15 protein-coding genes are annotated in these 18,865 nt (G+C 68.8%); 6 read left to right on the forward strand and 9 right to left on the reverse strand.

From position 1 onward, the window contains the following. Positions 1-37: 37 nt before the first annotated feature. On the reverse strand, positions 38-1,666 hold the full coding sequence (locus ACFWA7_RS36000) for an ABC transporter substrate-binding protein (RefSeq protein ID WP_385547858.1): 1,629 nt from the start codon (positions 1,664-1,666) through the stop codon (positions 38-40). 182 nt (positions 1,667-1,848) lie between these two features. Between ACFWA7_RS36000 and ACFWA7_RS36005 the strand changes: the two genes are divergently transcribed. Then, positions 1,849-2,136, forward strand: coding sequence for a hypothetical protein (locus ACFWA7_RS36005; protein WP_385547861.1), 288 nt, complete (start codon positions 1,849-1,851; stop codon positions 2,134-2,136). After that, positions 2,133-2,525 (forward strand): hypothetical protein, encoded by a 393-nt coding sequence (locus ACFWA7_RS36010; RefSeq protein WP_385547864.1) that lies wholly within the window; start codon positions 2,133-2,135, stop codon positions 2,523-2,525. The genes ACFWA7_RS36005 and ACFWA7_RS36010 overlap by 4 nt, the downstream gene beginning before the upstream one ends. A 19-nt stretch (positions 2,526-2,544) precedes the next feature. Here the strand turns inward: ACFWA7_RS36010 and ACFWA7_RS36015 are convergent, their stop codons facing one another. From ACFWA7_RS36015 to ACFWA7_RS36050, 8 genes are all read right to left on the reverse strand, one after another. Then, on the reverse strand, positions 2,545-3,456 hold the full coding sequence (locus ACFWA7_RS36015; RefSeq protein WP_385827293.1) for a GNAT family N-acetyltransferase: 912 nt from the start codon (positions 3,454-3,456) through the stop codon (positions 2,545-2,547). 119 nt (positions 3,457-3,575) lie between these two features. Then, positions 3,576-4,724, reverse strand: coding sequence for an ABC transporter ATP-binding protein (locus ACFWA7_RS36020; RefSeq protein WP_385547870.1), 1,149 nt, complete (start codon positions 4,722-4,724; stop codon positions 3,576-3,578). Then, complete coding sequence (locus ACFWA7_RS36025; protein WP_385547873.1) at positions 4,717-5,772, reverse strand: ABC transporter ATP-binding protein; 1,056 nt, start codon at positions 5,770-5,772, stop codon at positions 4,717-4,719. Before ACFWA7_RS36025 ends, ACFWA7_RS36020 begins: the two co-directional genes overlap by 8 nt. A 14-nt stretch (positions 5,773-5,786) precedes the next feature. Continuing rightward, the gene (locus ACFWA7_RS36030; protein ID WP_385547876.1) at positions 5,787-6,728 is read right to left on the reverse strand and encodes an ABC transporter permease; all 942 of its coding nucleotides are present in this window, start codon (positions 6,726-6,728) and stop codon (positions 5,787-5,789) included. Beyond that, positions 6,721-7,647 (reverse strand): ABC transporter permease, encoded by a 927-nt coding sequence (locus tag ACFWA7_RS36035; protein WP_385827295.1) that lies wholly within the window; start codon positions 7,645-7,647, stop codon positions 6,721-6,723. The genes ACFWA7_RS36030 and ACFWA7_RS36035 overlap by 8 nt, the downstream gene beginning before the upstream one ends. Before the next feature lie 151 nt (positions 7,648-7,798). Beyond that, positions 7,799-9,421 (reverse strand): ABC transporter substrate-binding protein, encoded by a 1,623-nt coding sequence (locus ACFWA7_RS36040; protein ID WP_385547881.1) that lies wholly within the window; start codon positions 9,419-9,421, stop codon positions 7,799-7,801. 454 nt (positions 9,422-9,875) lie between these two features. Beyond that, positions 9,876-11,786 (reverse strand): translational GTPase TypA, encoded by a 1,911-nt coding sequence (typA, locus tag ACFWA7_RS36045; protein ID WP_385827297.1) that lies wholly within the window; start codon positions 11,784-11,786, stop codon positions 9,876-9,878. Positions 11,787-12,094: 308 nt separating this feature from the next. Then, a complete protein-coding gene (locus ACFWA7_RS36050) occupies positions 12,095-14,641 on the reverse strand; it encodes an ABC transporter substrate-binding protein (protein ID WP_385827299.1) in 2,547 nt (848 codons plus the stop codon). A gap of 310 nt (positions 14,642-14,951) precedes the next feature. Between ACFWA7_RS36050 and ACFWA7_RS36055 the strand changes: the two genes are divergently transcribed. The 4 genes from ACFWA7_RS36055 to ACFWA7_RS36070 are packed head-to-tail and all read left to right on the forward strand — an operon-like array spanning position 14,952 to position 18,798. Beyond that, complete coding sequence (locus ACFWA7_RS36055) at positions 14,952-15,239, forward strand: hypothetical protein (protein ID WP_385547889.1); 288 nt, start codon at positions 14,952-14,954, stop codon at positions 15,237-15,239. A 21-nt stretch (positions 15,240-15,260) separates the two neighbouring features. Then, the gene (locus ACFWA7_RS36060; protein ID WP_385827301.1) at positions 15,261-16,079 is read left to right on the forward strand and encodes a hypothetical protein; all 819 of its coding nucleotides are present in this window, start codon (positions 15,261-15,263) and stop codon (positions 16,077-16,079) included. Continuing rightward, positions 16,079-18,028, forward strand: coding sequence for a fumarate reductase/succinate dehydrogenase flavoprotein subunit (locus tag ACFWA7_RS36065; protein ID WP_385827303.1), 1,950 nt, complete (start codon positions 16,079-16,081; stop codon positions 18,026-18,028). Before ACFWA7_RS36060 ends, ACFWA7_RS36065 begins: the two co-directional genes overlap by 1 nt. Further along, positions 18,025-18,798 (forward strand): succinate dehydrogenase/fumarate reductase iron-sulfur subunit, encoded by a 774-nt coding sequence (locus tag ACFWA7_RS36070; RefSeq protein WP_385827305.1) that lies wholly within the window; start codon positions 18,025-18,027, stop codon positions 18,796-18,798. The genes ACFWA7_RS36065 and ACFWA7_RS36070 overlap by 4 nt, the downstream gene beginning before the upstream one ends. Positions 18,799-18,865 lie beyond the last annotated feature (67 nt).

Consider the following 18,865-nt stretch of genomic DNA (forward strand, 5'->3'; position numbering starts at 1 on the left):
GGCGCGGGGTGCGCGCCGGGCCGCACCTCCGCCGGCGTCAGCTGACCTTGATCTCGTTGTAGACGGGGACGCTGAAAGGGTTCAGCGCGACGTTGGAGACCCGGGTCGAGTAGCCCGCGCTGCCGTTCTGGTACCAGAGCGGGATGGCGCCCATCTGGTCCCGCAGCACCGCTTCGGCCTTCTGGAAGAGGCCGACCGCCTTGGCCTTGTCCGTCTCGGCGTTGGCCTCGTCGACCAGCTTGTCGAAGTCGGCGTTGGTCCACTTGCCGTCATTGGAGGAGGCGTTGGTGTAGTACAGCGGCTGCAGGAAGTTCTGGACCAGCGGGTAGTCCATCTGCCAGCCCGCCCGGAACGGCCCGGACATCTTGTCCTGGGTGATCTGGTTGCGGAAGTCGGCGAAGGTGCCGACCGGGTTGCCGACGCACGCCTTGTCGTTGCCCAGCGCGTTGTTGACGCTGTTACAGATGGCGTCGACCCACTCCTTGTGCGAGCCGGTGTCCGCGTTGTAGGAGATCTTCACCTGGCCGCCGGGGATCCCGCCGCCCTCCTGGATCAGCTGCTTCGCCCCGGCCGGGTCGTACTTGCAGGCGTCGCCGCAGAACCCCGCCTTGTAGCCGCCGTCCGCGCCGAGCACCGGCGAGGTCCAGTCGGTGGCCGGGGTGCGGGTCTTCTGGAAGATCGTGTCGGTGATCTGCTCGCGGTTGATCGCCTTCGACAGGCCCTGGCGGACCTTCACCGCGCCCGGGGTGTTCCAGGCCTCGTCGTAGTACGGGAAGGCGAGCGTCTGGATGATGCCGGCCGGGGTGTTGATGTACCGGTCACCGAGGTCGGCCTTGACGTTCTTGAGCTGGGAGGCGGGCACGTCGTCGACGAGGTCGAGGTTGCCGGCGGTCAGATCGGTGTAGGCGGTGTTGTTGTCGGTGTAGACCTTGAGGTCGACCCCGCCGTTCTGCGCCTTGTCCGAGCCCGGGTAGCCGTCCCACTTGCGCATCTCCAGCTTGGAGCCCTTGGTGTACGAGTTCACCGTGTACGGGCCGTTGCCGACCGGCTTGGACAGCCAGGCGGAGTGGTCGTCGAAGAACGCCCTGGGCAGCGGGGCGAAGGCGGCGTAGCCGAGGGTGTCGGGCCAGGTGGAGAACTTCTGGTTGAGCTTGACGGAGAAGGTGCGCTCGCCGGTGACCTTCAGCCCGGAGAGCGTCTCCGCGCTGGCGTCGCCCTTGTCGGGGTGGGTCTTGTCGTATCCCTCGATGTACCCGAAGAAGTACGCGTTCTTCTGGTTGTTCTTGAGGTTGGCGCCGTAGTTCCAGGCGTCCACGAAGGACTTCGCGGTGACCTTCTCGCCGTTGGAGAAGGTCCAGCCGTCCTTGACGGTGATGTTGAAGCCGGTCGAGTCGGTGGTCTCGATCTTCTCGGCGAGCATGTCCTTGGCGGCGCCGGTCTTCGAGTCGTACCGCTTGAGCCCCCGGAAGAGCATGTCGAGGACCTTGCCGCCCTGCACCTCGTTGGTGTTGGCGGGCTCCAGCGGGTTCTGCGGATCGCCCCAGGACGAACTCACGATGCCGGAGGCGCCGCTGCCACCGCCGCTGTCTCCGCCCCCGCAGGCCGTCGCCGCGAGGGTGACGGCCAGCGCACATGCGGCCCACTTGGCATGCGTGGCTCCGCGCATGGAGTCCTCCTAGAGTCCCAGGTCTCACTTACGGGCAAATATCACCCCAGGAGGGGACAGGGCGCACGTTCACCGCGCCCGTTCGGGCGTGTGCACTGGGCCGACCGGGCGGACACCACGCACTGGTGTACCGAAAGTGGAGAAACGGTACACCAGGGCGATCTCCGGGGTACCTTGGAGTCATGGCTGATTCGACCATCAAGGTGCCCGAGGCCACACGCGACCACCTCGCCGCCCTCGCCAAGGAACGCGGGACGACGATAGGAGCGCTGGTCGCCTCCCTGGCAGCCGAGCAGCTCACCGCGGAACAGACCCGTGCCCGGGTCATGGAAGGCCGCAGGATCCTGCGCGAGCACATGCATGTCACTCTCACCGACGAAGAGTTCGACGCAACGCCCCACGCACTGGACCGTGTATATGAGATCGCCCGGCAGAAAGCCCAGGGCAACCTGAGGGGCAGCGCTGCGTGATCATCCTGGACACCAGCGCGGTGCTGGCGCTGGCACACGGCCACCGAAAACTGGCACGGGTCGCGGACAACGCCGACGCATCGCCGTTCCGTCATCTCCTCGTCCCGGCACTCTGTCTGACGCAGGCCGAGATCAACGACGTGGGCGCGGGTCTACACGCGTTGGCGATACCAGGCGTCGACATCGAGCCGCTCGACACGGTCGCATCGGTCGCCGTCGCGACCATGGTCCGCGACGGGCTGGGCGGCCCCGACACGTGTCATGCCCTGTACCTCTCGCTGCCCAGTCCGCAGCGCCCCCAGACCGGCCTCATCCTCACCGGCCGGGAGGACGACTACCCGCGGGGCACGGTCACCGTCGACATCGACGACGAGCGGCTCGACGACTGAACCGCCCCCACGGCCCGCCTCACACCCCCAGCCGCACCTCCCACGTATCCACCGCGTAGTGCACCCCCATGCCGTGCGACTCGTACAGCCGCAGCGCCCCCGTGACGTTCTCCGTGTCGACGCCCAGGCCGATCGTGTCGCGGCCGCGGAGCGCGTACGTGGCGAAGGCGTGGCGCAGGAGGTGGCTGGCCAGGCCGCGGCCGCGGGCCTGTTCGCGGACGCCGAGGGTGCGGATCCAGCCCATGCCCTCGCGGTCGTCGCGGGTGATCAGGACCGCCGCGTCGCCGATGCCGTCGACGGCCGCGATCCATACGAGGGACCAGTCGGGGGCGACCTGCCGCAGCCACTCCTCGTAGCCCTGCGGACGGAAGCCGAAGTGGCGGGCGAACGTCTCCTGGTGGAGGCGGTGCGCGGCCCGGCGGTCGGCGTCGTCCGCGCAGAGGCGCAGCCGCACTCCGGCAGGCGGCTCGGGGGCCGGGTCGGCCCCGGGAGAGATCGGGCGGGTCAGGACGTTGTGGCGGCGCACCGTGCGCCAGCCGCGCCCGGTGAGCAGCGCGGTGTCGATGGTGGGGGCCGCGTTCAGGTGGAGGTGGACCACCGCGTGGCCCGCGCCCGCCTCGGCGGCGAGCTCGCGCGAGCGCCGCTCGGCCAGGTCGAGGAGGCGGATGCCCGCGTCCTGACGGTCGGGCAGCACATAGTGGTCGATGTCGACGCCGCCGTCCGCGCCCGCGTCGAGGATCGCCGCGTACGCGACGGTGCGCCCGTCCTCGACGGCCACCCACGCGTCCCGCGCCTTCGCCAGGTCCTCCTCGACCTCGCTCAGCGCGGTCTCGGGCGCCCCGATCTCCATCTCGTCGACGGCGTTCAGCAGCGCGCGGACCGCCTCCGCGTCCTCGGTCGTGGCGGCCCTGACCGCGGTCACGTTCTCCATCCGCCCACTGTCGGGCCCAAGTCGCCCGCCCCGCAACGCGATTACCCGGCTACGCGGAAGGGGCGCCCGGAACCGTGAAGTTCCGGGCGCCCCTTCCATGCGGCGCGGGTGGGACGCGGTCAGGCCGCGCCCACGACGTCCTTCTCCTCGGCGAAGTGGCACGCCGACTCGTGCGCGGCCGGGGTGTCCTGACCCCGGAAGCGCTCGGGCACCGCGAGCAGCGGGGCCTCGGTGGAGCAGCGCTCCTCCGCCTTCCAGCAGCGGGTGCGGAAGCGGCAGCCCGACGGCGGGTTGGCCGGCGAGGGGACGTCACCGGTGAGGATGATCCGCTCCCGGTTCTCGCGCGCGGCCGGGTCCGGCACCGGCACGGCGGAGAGCAGCGCCTGGGTGTACGGGTGCGTCGGGTGCTCGTAGATCTCCTCGTCCGAGCCGATCTCGGCGATCTTGCCGAGGTACATCACACCGACGCGGTCGGAGATGTGCCGGACGATGGAGAGGTCGTGCGCGATGAAGATGTAGGAGAGGTTGAACTCGTCCTGCAGCTTCGCCATCAGGTTGATGACCTGCGCCTGGACCGATACGTCGAGCGCGGAGACCGGCTCGTCGCAGATGATGATCTCGGGGTTGAGCGCGAGGCCGCGGGCGATGCCGATGCGCTGGCGCTGACCGCCCGAGAACTGGTGCGGGTACCGGTTGATGTACTCCGGGTTGAGGCCCACCACGTCCAGGAGCTCCTGCACCTTGCGGCGCCGGTCGCCCTTGGGAGCCACCTCGGGGTGGATCTCGAAGGGCTCCCCGATGATGTCGCCGACCGTCATCCGCGGGTTCAGGGACGTGTACGGGTCCTGGAACACCATCTGGATGTTGCGGCGGACGGCCTTCAGCGCGCGCCCGGACAGCTTGGTGATGTCCTGGCCCTTGTAGAAGACCTCGCCGGCGGTCGCCCGCTCCAGCGTCATCAGCAGCTTGGCGACGGTGGACTTGCCACAGCCGGACTCGCCGACGATGCCCAGGGTCTCGCCCTGGTAGAGGTCGAAGGAGACCCCGTCCACGGCCTTGACCGCGCCGATCTGCTTCTTGAAGAGGATGCCCTGGGTCAGCGGGAAGTGCTTGACCAGGTTGCGCACCTGCAGGATCGGCTCGCCGCGGTCGACCTGGACGTCGAGGAGGGCCTCGACCTCGGTCGTCGTCGAGGCGTCCTTCTTCATGACGGGGGTGACGCTGGGAGTCGCGTCCACGGCCTCGTCCTTCTTGGCCGGCTCAGCCATGGATCGTCTCCTTCCAGAAGTGGCAGGCGCTGCCGCGGCCGGTCAGCTCCGTGCCGTCCCGCTCGGTGACCTGGTGCAGCACCGGAGCGTCCGTACGGCAGATGTCGTCCGCCTTGGGGCAGCGCGGGTTGAAGGCGCAACCGGCCGGGACCTTCAGCAGGTTGGGCGGCAGACCCTTGATCGCGTACAGCTCCTGGCCCTTCTGGTCCAGGCGCGGGATCGAGTCGAGCAGACCCCGGGTGTACGGGTGCGCCGGGCGCTTGTAGAGCTCGTGCACCGGTGCGGTCTCCACGATCCGGCCCGCGTACATCACGGCGATCTTGTCCGCGACGTCGGCGACCACGCCGAGGTCGTGGGTGATCAGGATCAGGCCCATCTGGAACTCGCGCTGGAGCTCCGCGAGCAGGTCCATGACCTGCGCCTGGACCGTCACGTCGAGCGCGGTGGTCGGCTCGTCCGCGATGATCAGGTCGGGCTCCAGGGCGAGCGCCATCGCGATCATGATGCGCTGGCGCATACCCCCGGAGAACTGGTGGGGGTAGTCGTTGACCCGCGCCTTGGCGGCGGGGATCTTGACCTTGTCCATCAGCTCGATGGACTTGGCCTTGGCGTCCTTGCGGGAGGCGCCCTGGTGGACCCGGAACATCTCGCCGAGCTGGTAGCCCACGGAGAGGACCGGGTTGAGGGAGGAGAGCGCGTCCTGGAAGATCATCGCGATCTTCTGGCCGCGGATCTTCCGCCGCTCCTCGCCGGACATCTTCAGCATGTCCTTGCCGCGGAACAGGATCTCGCCCTGCGGAATGCGGCCCGGGGGCATGTCCAGGATGCCCATGATCGCCTGCGCGGTCACGGACTTGCCGGAGCCGGACTCGCCGAGGACGGCGAGGGTCTCGCCGGCCGCGACGGTGTAGTTGACACCGTTGACGGCCTTGGCGATGCCGTCCCGGGTGTGGAACTCGACGTGCAGATCGCGGACTTCCAGGAGCGGCGTGCTGCCGCTCTCGGAGCGCGGGGCGGGTACACCCGCCGTTTTCTCAATGATGGTCATGGAGTACGCCCTCCCTAGCGCATCTTCGGGTCGAAGGCGTCGCGGACCACGTCGCCGAGCATGATGAACGCCAGCACGGTGATGCTGAGCACGGCGGCGGGGAAGAGCAGGGCGTGCGGGGAGGTCAGGAACCGGTCCGTCGCGTCACTGATCATCAGACCCCAGGAGATGTTGGGGTGCTGGATACCGATACCGAGGTACGACAGGGCCGCCTCGGCGGAGATGTAGACACCGAGGTTCATCGTCGTGATGACGATGACCGGCGCGAGCGTGTTCGGCAGGATGTGCCGGAACGCGATCCGCGAGGTGTCGGCGCCGAGCGCCTTCGCCGCCATGACGTAGTCGTTGTGCTTGTTGGCGATGACCTCACCGCGCATGATGCGGTAGACCTGCGGCCAGCCGAGCGCGGCCATGATCAGCGCCACCGACCAGGCGTCACCGCCACCGACGATCGACATGATCAGCAGTGCGCCGACGATGAGCGGCAGCGCGGAGAACACCTCGGTCACACGCGACAGTACGGCGTCGAGCCAGCCTCCGCGCAGACCCGCGATGATGCCGAGCACACCGCCGAGCGTGGTCGTCGCCAGCGTGGTGACCACACCGACGATGATCGAGTTCCGGGTGCCGAAGACGGACCGCGTGTAGATGTCGCAGCCCTGGACGTCGTAGCCGAACACATGGCCGGACGACGGCGGGTTGAGCGAGTTCTGGAGCTGGCAGAAGCCGTCGCTGAACGGGCTGCGCGAGGTGAACAGGCCGGGGGCGACCGCCAGCGCCAGCAGGATCAGGATGACCGCGCCGGAGATGATGAACATCGGCCGCTTGCGCAGGTCCGCCCAGCCGTCGCGGAGCAGGCTCGCCTGGCGGGCCGCCGCCTTCTCCTCGGCCTCGGTCGTCTTGTCGCTCACCGCGCCGTCGGCCGGGGCGGTCTTCTCGATGGTCTTCTCACTCATAGCGGATCCTCGGGTCGAGCACGGCGTAGAGAAGGTCTACGACGAGGTTGGCCACCAGGTAGATCAGGACGAGCAGGGTGACCAGGCCGACCACCACGGGCCGCTCGCGCAGGTAGACGGACTTGGCGAGCTGTCCGCCGATGCCGGGCAGGTTGAACAGCCGCTCCGTGATGATCGCGCCGCCCATCAGCGCACCGAGGTCCATACCCAGGAAGGTGACCACGGGGATGAGCGAGTTGCGCAGCGTGTGGATGCCGATCACGCGGCGCCGGGGCAGGCCCTTGGCGATCGCGGTGCGCACGTAGTCGGCGCGGATCGACTCCGTCATGCTCGCTCTGGTCAGTCGCGCGATGTACGCCATCGACGTCGACGCCAGCACGACGGCCGGAAGGATGTAGCTGTTCGGCCAGCCGTCGTCGATACCGGCGACCGGAGTGATCCCCAGCTTCACACCGAGCTCCAGCTGGAGCACGCTGCCGAGGACGAACACCGGGATCGAGATCAGCAGCAGGGTGCTGATCAGCACCAGGTTGTCGACGAACTTGCCCCGCTTCAGCGCGGCGAAGATACCGGCCGTGATGCCGAGGACGGCCTCGATGCCGAACGCGGTGAGCGCGAGCTTGAGGGTGACCGGGAATCGCTCGCTGACGATCTCCGAGATCGGACGACCGGTGTACGTCGTACCGAGGTCGCCGGTGAAGACGCCGGTGATGTAGTGCCAGTACTGCACGATCTTCGGATCGTTCAGGTGGTACTGCTCACGGAGCATCGCCGCGACGTTGGGGTCGGCGCGCTTCTCGCCCGCCAGGGCCTGGATCGGATCGCCCTTGAGTGCGAAGACCAGGTAGAAGATGAGGAACGTAACGCCTATCAGTACAGGGATCGCCTGCAGGATACGGCGCACGACGAATCGGCCCATCGGTTCTCCAGAGGGGTGCTGACTCGCCCGGTGCCGGTGAGGGGTGGCAGAACGGACAAGGCGGACGGCAGACAGAGTGGGCAGGAGGACCCGGACCGGACTCCCCCTGCCCACCCTCGGCCCGCAACTACTTCACGGGACTTGATCGAGCTCAGCTGAGCTTGACGGTGTCCCAGAGGACGTTGTGACCGGCGACGCTGATGCTCTTGATCTTCGAGCTGAAGCCCGCGTTGAGCTTGTAGAAGTAGACCGGGATGTACGGCAGGTCCTTGGCGAGGATGTCGTCGGCAGCCTGGTACTTCTTGATCGCGTCGGCCTTCGTAGGAGCCTTGTCGCCCTCGACGAGGAGCTTCTCGAAGTCCTCGTTCACGTAGCCCGCGTAGTTGGAGCCGTTCTCGATGGCGTCCTTGGAGAAGATCGGACGGAGGTAGTTCTCCATGTCCGGGTAGTCCATGTTCCACGCCATGCGGAACGCACCCTGGTACTTCTTGGCGTCGAGGTCGTTCAGGATCGCCTGGAACTTCTCGAACGGCTTGGCGGTGACCTTCACGCCCAGGTTCTGCTGGAGCATGTTGGCGACAGCCTCGACCCAGCCCTTGTGACCACCGTCGGCGTTGTAGCCGATCTCAAGGGTGTTGTTCGGCAGACCGCCGGCCTTCTGGAACAGGGCCTTGGCCGCGGCCGGGTCGTAGTTGCACGCCTCGCCGCAGGCGCCCTTGCGGTAGCCCTGGATGATGGGGCTGATGAAGTCGTCGGCCGGGGTGCGGGCACCCTGGAAGATCTTCTCGGCGATGGTCTTCCGGTCGATCGCCATCGACAGAGCCTTGCGCAGCTCCGGGTTCTTGAAGGCCTCGTTGTACTTCAGCGGGAAGCCGATGAAGCCGACGCTGGAGTCCGCCGTGTCGATGACACGGTTGTCCAGGTCCTTCTTGTACGTCGCGAGCGCCGAGTCCGGGATCGCGATGTGGAGGTCGATGTTGTTGGCGAGGAGGTCCTTGTACGCCGTGTCCAGGTTCGAGTAGATCTTGAAGTCGACACCCTTGACCTCGATCTTCGAGGCCTCCGGGTACTTGTCGTACTTCACGACGCTGATCTTCTCGTCGTGCTGGAACTTGCCCGACATCTTGAACGGGCCGTTGCCGATCGGGGCCTCGCCGAAGCCCTTCGGGTCGTTGAAGAACACCTTCGGCAGCGGCGAGAACGCCGAGAACGAAAGCTGCGCCGGGAAGGCCGAGAACGGCGCTTCCAGCGTCACCTGGAGAGTGGTGTCGTCGACGGCCTTGAGGCCGGACATCTCCTTGGTGGCGACCTTCTTCTTCGGTCCGGGGTTGAGGTCCTTGTAACCCTGGATGTGCGAGAAGAGGGGGTTCGTCTGCTGGGCGTTGTCCTGGTTGGCGCCGTAGTTCCAGGCGTCGATGAAGGACTTCGCCGTGACGGCCTCACCGTTGTGGAAGGTGAAGCCGGGCCTCAGCTTGATCGTCCAGACCTTGGAGTCCTTGGTCTCGACGGACTGCGCGAGGTCGTTGACGACCTCGCTCTTCTCGTTCAGCTTGGTGAGCCCGGTGAACAGGGCGTGAATGACCTGTCCGCCCTCGGTCTCGTAGGTGTTCGAGGGCACCAGCAGGTTCTGCGGCTCGCCGATCTCCATGGAGATCACGCCGCCCGAACTGCCCCCCTTGCCCTTGTCGTCACCGTCGCCGCCACCACAAGCGGTCGCAGCCAGGGCAACAACCGCCGCACCCGCGACCCACTTGGCGCTCTTGGCACCACGCATGGGTTCCTCCTCATGAGTCCACTTGTCACAACATGAGGGGCACAAAAAGATCGCCGACACCCCTGACGGCGATCGATTAAGCGCCCCGAGTGTGCTCGTGAGTCGGCACTCCCCACAGTGCGTGACCCATTGACCCGAGCTCAATGGAGCCAACTATTAAGTACGGCCGGGCTGTAAACCACACTTAAAGGGTCTCGTTTTGACAACATCAGCTCAGGCCAACAGTCCGAAATCCGGACAAACAGAGCACAGACAGACACGCCCGAAACGGACCGTTAACACATCTTCCGGAGAGCAACGCTCGATATCCGAACAGGATGTAGAGGAAAACGACTTGACCGCGCGACAGTCGGAAGGCAGTGCTCACCGACCCGCGCGGACCACCGTACGACAACGGCCCGGCCCCCCGCGAAGATCGCGGAGAGCCGGGCCGTGGAGCCCAACCGGCCTGTGCTCAGCCGTGCTTGGCGCGCGAGGCCGTACGGCCGCGCTCCTTCTGGTCCAGGACGACCTTGCGGATGCGCACGGCCTCCGGGGTCACCTCGACGCACTCGTCGTCGCGGCAGAACTCCAGGGACTGCTCCAGGGAGAGGTTGCGCGGCGGGACCACGTTCTCCGTGTTGTCCGCGGAAGCCGCACGCATGTTGGTGAGCTTCTTCTCCTTGGTGATGTTCACGTCCATGTCGTCGGCGCGCGAGTTCTCGCCGACGATCATGCCCTCGTAGACCTCGGTGCCGGGCTCGGTGAAGAGGACACCGCGCTCCTGGAGGTTGATCATCGCGAAGGGGGTGACGGAGCCGGCGCGGTCGGCGACGAGCGAACCGTTGTTACGGGTCGTCAGGGTGCCGAACCACGGCTCGTGGCCCTCGTGGATGGAGTGGGCGATGCCCGTACCACGGGTGTTGGTGAGGAACTCGGTGCGGAAGCCGATCAGGCCACGCGACGGGACGACGAACTCCATGCGGACCCAGCCGGAGCCGTGGTTCGCCATGTTGTCCATGCGGCCCTTGCGGACGCCCATGAGCTGCGTGACCGCGCCCATGTGCTCCTCGGGGACGTCCACCGTGAGGCGCTCGACCGGCTCGTGGATCTTGCCGTCGACCACCTTGGTGACCACCTGCGGCTTGCCGATGGTCAGCTCGAAGCCCTCGCGGCGCATCTGCTCGACCAGGATGGCGAGCGCCAGCTCACCACGGCCCTGGACCTCCCAGGCGTCCGGGCGCTCGGTGTCCAGGACACGCAGCGAGACGTTACCGATCAGCTCACGGTCGAGGCGGTCCTTGACCTGGCGGGCGGTGACCTTGCGCTGCTTGACGCTCGACGACTTGGAGTCGGCGCCCTTGCCGGTGCCACCGCGGCCGACCAGCGGCGAGGTGTTCGTACCGATGGTCATGGAGATGGCCGGCTGGTCCACCGTGATCAGCGGCAGCGCGATCGGGTTCTCCGGGTCGGCCAGGGTCTCGCCGATCATGATGTCGGGGATACCGGCGACCGCACAGATGTCACCGGGACCGGCGACCTCCGCGGGCTTACGGGTGAGCGCCTCGGTCATCATCAGCTCGGTGATGCGGACGTTCGAGATGCTGCCGTCACGCTTGATCCAGGCGACCGTCTGGCCCTTGCGCAGCTCGCCCTGCTCGACACGGACCAGCGCGATACGGCCGAGGAAGTTGTCGGCGTCGAGGTTGGTGACGTGGGCCTGGAGCGGCGCGTCGTCCTCGTACGTCGGAGCCGGGACGTGTTCCAGGATGGCGGAGAAGAACGGCTCCAGGCTGGTCGAGTCGGCCGGGACCGTGCCGTTCTCCGGCTTGGTCAGCGAGGCGATGCCGTCACGGCCACAGGCGTAGACGATCGGGAACTCGATCTGGTCCTCGTCCGCGTCCAGGTCCAGGAAGAGGTCGTACGTCTCGTTGACGACCTCGTCGATGCGGGAGTCCGGGCGGTCCGTCTTGTTGATGCAGAGGATGACGGGCAGCCGCTGCTGGAGCGCCTTACGGAGCACGAAGCGGGTCTGCGGCAGCGGGCCCTCGGAGGCGTCCACGAGCAGGACCACCGCGTCCACCATCGACAGACCGCGCTCGACCTCGCCGCCGAAGTCGGCGTGGCCCGGGGTGTCGATGATGTTGATGGTGATGACGTCGCCGCCATCCTTCGGGTGGTACTTCACGGCCGTGTTCTTGGCCAGGATCGTGATGCCCTTCTCACGCTCCAGGTCGTTGCTGTCCATCATGCGGTCGTCGAGCGACTCGGCGGCGTGCGCGGCGAACGCACCCGCCTGCTTGAGCATGGCGTCGACGATGGTCGTCTTACCGTGGTCGACGTGGGCGACGATGGCGACATTGCGGATGTCGTGGCGCGTGGGCATGCTGGCTGGCGCTTCTCTCGATCGGGAATCAGGCGTCAGACGGTCGAAGCCTTCGTCCGCCCGCCGGGCGCGGACACGCCACGGCTAGTCCTATGGTACGGGGCTGGCGCGCCGGAGGCCTCCCGGGCCGAACCGATGATCGTTCTGCGGGGTGGGGGGAGCTGCGAGGAAGCCCTGGTCGAGGCAGCCTCAAGGCCGGGTCAAGGGCAGGTACGACCTTGCCCGCCGGCGGACCGACGGGCAAGGGACTTGAGCCACTTCTGAGGTTCTGACCTGCTACTTCTCAGTACGATCGCTGATCTCTTCTGCTACTTCTTCGACTCCTTCGGGGCGCTTTCCGCCTTCTTGAAGCCGATGTCCTGGAAGTGCGGGGCGGCGAACCCGAAAGCCCCCGCATTGGCCACGTTCGGCTTCACCGCGACCAGCTGGGGGCGCTGGTAGAGGGGGATGGATCCGGCCGCCGCCCAGATCCTGGCGTCCGCCTTGCGCACCAGATCGCGGGCCTCGTCCTCGTCGAGCTCCCCGACCGCCTGATCGAACAGCTGGTCGATGTGGTCGGTGCCGATCCGGGTGTAGTTCTGCTCGACCACCAGTGAGCCGTCCGAGGCGGGCTCCGGCTTGGCGAAGACCGGCCGGTCGTCGGTGGCCGGGTAGGCGGTGCCGGGCCAGGAGTACAGCGCCAGATCGAAGTCGCCCGAGGCGATGTGGTCCTTGAAGTAGCTCTCGTCGGCCACCTTGGAGATCTCGGTGCTGATCCCGACGGCCCTCAGCATCTGGGCGATCCGGTCGCCCACCGCCCGCAGCTGCTCGGAGCCCGCGCCCGAGGGGAGCACGAAGCGGAGGGAGAGCGGCTTGCCGTCCTTGCCGAGCGGTCCGCCCGCCATGGGGGCCGCGGTGCCCTTGGGGGCGTACGCGCCGGGGGCTCCGCCCTGGCGCTGGGCCTCGTTCCGGCGGGCCTCCTCCCCCTCCTTCTTCCTGCCGGCCTCGTCCCGGTGGCCGTGGCCCGTGCCGTCCAGCGCGTCGGCCTGGCGCATCAGGGCGACCTCCTGGAGGGCGGCGGCGCGGGCCGGGGCGAGCACATGCGTGTCGGCGCCCGGACCGGAGCCGCCGGGCCGGTTGTCGCCGGGCTTGTCGTCGCTCCCGGCCGCGCCGTCCTGCTCGCCCGGCTCGTCCTGCTCGCCCGGCTCGTCCTGCGCGTCGGAGCCCGGCCGGGGCTTCTCCTCGTCCGCGTAATAGGAGCCCTCACCGACCTTCGTGCCGCCCAGGGAGTACAGACCGGGGCCCGGCCGGGCCCTCCTGCCCTTGTCGTCGCCGACGATGTACGTGCCCTCGTCGTTCGGGCCGCCCACGTCCGCGGCGCCCTCCCGCTTGGCGTCGTCGTCCGCGGTGGCGCCGGACGCCTTGCTGCCCGCCTTGGTGGTGCCGGGCTTCTGGCGGGCGCCGCCCGGGGTCCAGCCCGCGTCCCCGAGCAGGGCCTGCGCCTCGTGGGTGTCCTGGCCGCCGAGCGCGCCGCTGTTGTCGGCGTACGCGGGCTGGCCCGCCAGCGCCAGATGGCTGCCGGGCGGCCGGGCGGGCAGCCCGAGCGGTTTGAGCACGATCTCGGCGAGCTCCTGGCGGTCCAGCGCCCGGGCCACCGCCCGGCGCACCCGTTCGTCGGCGAGCGGGCCGGAGCTGCCGTTGAGGGCGAGCTGGGTGTAGGCGGGCTCCAGGGACTTGCGGATGCTGAGCCCGGCCAGGCCCGCCTGCTCCTCCGCGTACCGCTCGACGGCCGCGCGGGTCTGCTTGCGCGCCCGCAGCTCGGTCTCGGCCCGCCCCTCGTCGGAGCCGTGCGCGACCGCCCAGGAGCGCAGCGCGGAGGCAGGGGTGATCGCGGCGCCGGGGCCGTGGGAGAGCCCGGGGCCGTCGTTGCCGCGGCCCGCTTCCCTGTCGCGCTCGGCCAGGGTGATGCGGTCGGCGCCGGACCGGTCGATCTCGGCCACGTCCAGGCTGCCGTCGGCGAGGGCGGCGACGCGCTTGTCGCGCGGGACGGCCCGGAAGACCAGCTCGTCGAGCTTGCTGGGCCGGCCCCACCAGCGCGGGTTGCGGGCCAGCGTGAAGGTGCCCTTGTCGCGGTCCGAGGCCTTCAGGAGAAACGGTCCCGCGGTGGCCTTCAGCCTGGTGCGGGCGCCGTCGTTGAAGGCGTCCGGCGTACCGGTGACGTCCTTCGGGTAGAGCGGGCTGAACAGGGCGCGCCAGTCCGCGTACGGCTTGGCGAAGGTGACCTTGACCTCCAGGTCGTTCGCGCCCTTCTCGATCTTCTCGATCCGCTCGTACCCCGCGTTGCGCGCGGTCCAGTACGCCGTGTCGCGGCCGCTGAGCGCGCGCCACTGGGCGACGAAGTCGGGCGCGCCGACCTCCCGGCCGTCGCTCCACACCGCCTTCTGGTTGAGCTTGTAGAGCACGACCTGCTTGGGCTCGCGCTGCACGATCTCCGCGCGCTCCAGATAGTCCGGATTGCGCTGCGGACGACCGCGCTCGTCCAGGGTGAAGAGGGACGGCAGCACCGCGCCGGTGATCCGCGCGGTGGCGGCGTCTGCGTCGGCCTGGAAGACGTTGAGCGTCTGGGGCATGGCGTCGACGGCCCAGCGCAGGGTGCCCCCGTCGGCGACCTGGGGCCGGGCCGCCGCGCCGATGTCCTGGGGGGCCACGACCGCGCCGGCCGCGTCGTCGCCCGAGGAGCAGCCGGTCAGTGCGGGGAGCGCCAGCACACCGGAGGTGAGGAGCGCGACGGACCGGAGCGACGCGACGGTGCGGATCGCGGCGACGGTGCGGATCGCCCGGGATGCCCTCCCGCGCTGAACGCCGACGTGGGGCATGTTTGTACCTCTTCGTCAGTTTTTGTTTATTTGATGGCATTTCGCGATGATCACACGTATTGCCCACTCACTGAAGAGGACGGCGCCCCCGCCCCTACGGCGACACGGCGCGGCGACGGCCGGATCCCACCCGTGCGGCGCAATGACAGCGCGTAAGAGGTGGTGCGCGCCCCCGGAACCCGGTGCACACACCTTCACAATCACGGAAGTGACGCGCGACACTCTCAGGCGCATGACCTTTCGGGGGATCCGGAGGTCGCCCTCCGGAACGACCGGTCACCGCCCGCCACTGCGGAAGGTAGGGCACGCCATGTCCCTGCACGACGAGTTGACGTCGGTCCAGCGCTGCCTCGACGACCTGGTCAGGTCGGTGGGGCGGCTGGAGAAACAGGTCGGCGAAGGCGGCCTGGACATCCGGCGGGTACGGACCGACACCGACCATCTGCGCGAGAGCGTCGCGCTGCTGCGCGAGACCGCTCCCCATACCGCCGAGGTCCGCCCCGACCTGGTCACCATCCCGGACACGCCGTACGACACCTCGCTGTGGACGGACTCGGACGACGAAGGCCTGGGCGCCCGCGACCGGCACGCCCCCTGACTCACGCGACTGGAGCCACTGTTGGCCACAGGCACCGAACCCCAACCGCTGACCGGCGTTCACGACGCCACGCGCGCCGCCATCGCGCCCCGCCATCTGCGCACCGACCGCTGGTGGCTGGCGCCCGCCGTGACCGCCGCCGGACTGCTCGCCTTCGTCGTCTACTCGACCTGGCGGGCCTTCGTGAACGACGACTACTACGCGGCTCCGTACGTCTCGCCGTTCTACTCGCCGTGCGTCGCCGACAACTGCGTCCCGATGCGGGGCGGCCCGAACGCCGACCTCATCGGCAGCTGGTGGGGCCTCTCCCCCGCCCTGCTGATCCTGATCTTCCCGCTCGCCTTCCGCGGCACCTGCTACTACTACCGAAAGGCCTACTACCGGGGCTTCTGGGCCTCGCCGCCCGCCTGCGCGGTGGCCGAGCCGCACAAGAAGTACTCGGGCGAGACCCGCTTCCCGCTCATCATCCAGAACATCCACCGGTACACGTTCTACTTCGCGCTGCCGGTCGCCGCGTTCCTCACGTACGACGCGGTGCTCGCCTACCGCGACGAGCACTACCGGTGGGGCCATATGGGCCTCGGCACCCTGATCTTCACCCTGAACATCGTGCTGATCTGGGCGTACACCCTCTCCTGCCACTCCTGCCGGCACATCGTCGGCGGCCGGCTGCGGCACTTCTCCAAGCATCCGGTGCGCTACCGGCTGTGGGGCTGGGCGGGAAAGCTGAACCGTCATCACATGCTGCTCGCCTGGGCCTCGTTGATCAGTGTCTCGCTGGCCGACCTGTACGTGTACTTCCTCGCCACCGGGGCGTTCGACGATCCGAGGTTCTTCTGATGACGCAGCTCGAACGGCAGCAGTGGGACGTGGTCGTGGTGGGCGCGGGCGGTGCGGGCCTGCGGGCCGCCATCGAGGCCCGGGAGCGGGGCGCCCGTACCGCGGTGATCTGCAAGTCCCTCTTCGGCAAGGCCCACACGGTGATGGCCGAGGGCGGCATCGCCGCCTCCATGGGCAATGTGAACTCCGGCGACAACTGGCAGGTCCACTTCCGCGACACCATGCGCGGCGGCAAGTTCCTCAACCAGTGGCGGATGGCCGAGCTCCACGCGCGCGAGGCGCCCGACCGGGTGTGGGAGCTGGAGACCTGGGGCGCCCTCTTCGACCGTACGCCGGACGGCCGGATCTCCCAGCGCAACTTCGGGGGCCACGAGTACCCGCGCCTCGCCCATGTCGGCGACCGCACCGGCCTGGAGCTCATCCGCACCCTCCAGCAGAAGATCGTCTCGCTCCAGCAGGAGGACAAGCGGGAATTCGGCGACTACGAGGCCCGGTTGAAGGTCTTCCAGGAGTGCACGGTCACCCGGATCTTGAAGGAACACAGCCTCAAAGAGGACGAACGCGTCTCGGGTGCCTTCTGCTACGAGCGCGAGTCCGGCCGGTTCTTCGTCCTGGAGGCCCCGGCCGTGGTCCTGGCGACCGGCGGCATCGGCAAGTCCTTCAAGGTGACGTCGAACTCGTGGGAGTACACCGGCGACGGCCACGCGCTCGCGCTGCTCGCCGGGGCCCCGCTGCTGAACATGGAGTTCGTGCAGTTCCACCCGACGGGCATGGTCTGGCCGCCCTCGGTCAAGGGCATCCTGGTCACCGAGTCCGTGCGCGGCGACGGCGGGGTGCTGCGCAACTCCGAGAACAAGCGCTTCATGTTCGACTACGTGCCGGACGTCTTCAAGGAGAAGTACGCGGAGTCCGAGGCGGAGGGCGACCGCTGGTACGAGGACCCCGACCACAACCGCCGCCCGCCCGAGCTGCTCCCCCGCGACGAGGTCGCCCGCGCCATCAACTCCGAGGTGAAGGCGGGCCGCGGCTCCCCGCACGGCGGCGTCTTCCTCGACGTGTCGACCCGGATGCCCGCCGAGGTCATCCGGCGCCGGCTGCCCTCCATGCACCACCAGTTCAAGGAGCTGGCCGACGTCGACATCACGGCCGAGCCGATGGAGGTCGGCCCGACCTGCCACTACGTGATGGGCGGCATCGCCGTCGAATCGGACACCGCGGCCGCGCGCGGAGTGCCCGGTCTGTTCGCCGCGGGCGAGGTGGCCGGCGGGATGCACGGCTCCAACCGCCTGGGCGGCAACTCCCTCTCCGACCTGCTGGTCTTCGGCCGCCGCGCGGGGCTGCACGCCGCCGAGTACGCCTCGGCGCTGGGCGGCGCCCGCCCGGCCGTCGACGAGGCCGAGGTGGGGCTGGCGGCGGCGGAGGCGCTGCGGCCGTTCAGCGCCGAACCCGCCGACGCTGCGGGCGCGGCGCCGGAGAACCCGTACACCCTCCACCAGGAGCTCCAGCAGGCCATGAACGACCTCGTCGGCATCATCCGCCGGGAGGCGGAGATGCGACAGGCCCTGGAGAAACTGGCCGAGCTGCGCGTACGGGCCCGGCGGGCCGGGGTGGAGGGGCACCGGCAGTTCAACCCGGGCTGGCACCTCGCCCTCGACCTGCGGAACATGCTCCTGGTCAGCGAGTGCGTGGCGCGCGCGGCCCTGGAGCGCACCGAGAGCCGGGGCGGCCACACCCGCGAGGACTGGCCCGCGATGGACCGCGGCTGGCGGCGCGCGAACCTGCTGTGCCGGCTGGCCGACCCCGCCGCGGAACTCGCGGCCACCGATCCGGTCCGGGGCCGGATCCGGCTCGTACGCGAAGAGACCGAACCCATCCGTGCCGACCTGCTCGCCCTCTTCGAGAAGGAGGAGCTGGTCAAGTACCTCGCCGAAGAGGAGCTCTACGAGTGACCACGTATGACGCGAGCTTCCGGGTCTGGCGGGGCGACACCGGCGGCGGCGCCCTGGAGGACTTCAAGGTGGAGGTGAACGAGGGCGAGGTGGTCCTCGACATCATCCACCGGCTCCAGGCGACCCAGGTCCCGGACCTGGCCGTGCGCTGGAACTGCAAGGCGGGCAAGTGCGGTTCGTGCTCGGCGGAGATCAACGGGCGGCCCCGGCTGCTGTGCATGACCCGGATGTCGGTCTTCTCGCGCGAGGAGACGGTCACGGTCACCCCGCTGCGGGCGTTCCCGGTCGTCCGCGACCTGGTGACCGACGTCACCTTCAACTACGAGAAGGCCCGGGAAGTTCCCGCCTTCGTTCCCCCGAAGGGGGTCGCGGCCGGCGAGTACCGGATGCGGCAGGTCGATGTGGAGCGCTCGCAGGAGTTCCGCAAGTGCATCGAGTGCTTCCTGTGCCAGGACACCTGCCACGTGGTGCGCGACCACGAGGAGAACAAGGCCGCCTTCGCGGGCCCGCGCTTCCTGATGCGGATCGCGGAGCTGGACATGCACCCGCTGGACGCGGCGGACGAGACGGGCCTGGACCGCAAGCGCACCGCCCAGGACGACCACGGCCTCGGCTACTGCAACATCACCAAGTGCTGCACGGAGGTCTGCCCCGAGCACATCAAGATCACCGACAACGCGCTGATCCCGCTCAAGGAGCGGGCGGTGGACCGCAAGTACGACCCGCTGGTCTGGCTCGGCAACAGGATCGGGCGCCGGTCCGGGAGTTAGTCCCGGCCGCGGGAAACGGGGCGGGGGCCGGCCGCAGAGGGTGGGGGGGCCCCCCCCCCGCCCGGCG

Source organism: Streptomyces sp. NPDC059994, from assembly GCF_042737755.1.
Taxonomy (GTDB): Bacteria; Actinomycetota; Actinomycetes; order Streptomycetales; family Streptomycetaceae; genus Streptomyces.